General features: G+C 51.7%; 1 pseudogene. It reads left to right on the top strand.

The annotated features are described in order from the left end of the window. Positions 1-729: pseudogene (locus R7Z47_RS24800) on the top strand (two-component sensor histidine kinase); the annotation flags it as partial.

Raw genomic sequence — 729 nt, 5'->3', positions numbered from 1 at the left:
AACGCTGGACGGGATCACTGGTCGTTCGCACCAGTGTGTTCTTGTTACTGGTGATCATTCTGGCGCAGGTATTATCCGGGATTATCTGGTATCAACACGCCAGCGAACGCGATAAAGAAGGCCTGACCACCACGGTCAAAAGCTTAGCACTGAGCGCTTCTTCCACCATCGCTTTCTTTCAAACCCTCCCTTCGGAATACCGCCACTTGGTGCTCAATCAACTACGCAACATGGGCGGCACACGCTTTTTCGTCTCACTCAACAATCACCAGATTGACGTCGACCCACTGCCAGAGAGCGAACGCAAAACGTTGGTCGTCAACCAAGTTCGCGAGGTATTGGAAAGCGAGCTGAGCGGCATTCCTAATATCGAGGTGGAGTTCACCCAGCGCGACAAACTCAAAGTGTTCAACAACGAGCTACCTATCGATGAACTGCCGCTATTGTGGGCGCATTATTCGCTTTCGTTTGGTGACCTCAATCCGCCTATTCTGGTGATGCAGGTCGAAGTGGCACAAAACGAGTGGTTCTATCTCGCAGCAGTCCTGCCCGCGCCTTACATCAACCTAGAAACTAACTATTTTGAGCTGCGCCAATGGCTGACGCTATTGGTGTCCGCGCTAATGCTGTTGCTGTGTACCTGGTTTATCGTTCGCAAAGAAATTCAACCAATTCGAGAGCTGGCAAAAGCCGCAACCCTGATGTCGAGCCGACTAGACGTGCCCGAAG

Source organism: Vibrio sp. 1641 (genome assembly GCF_033339995.1).
Lineage (GTDB): Bacteria > Pseudomonadota > Gammaproteobacteria > Enterobacterales > Vibrionaceae > Vibrio > Vibrio alginolyticus.
This window is presented reverse-complemented; position numbering and strand designations above follow the sequence as displayed.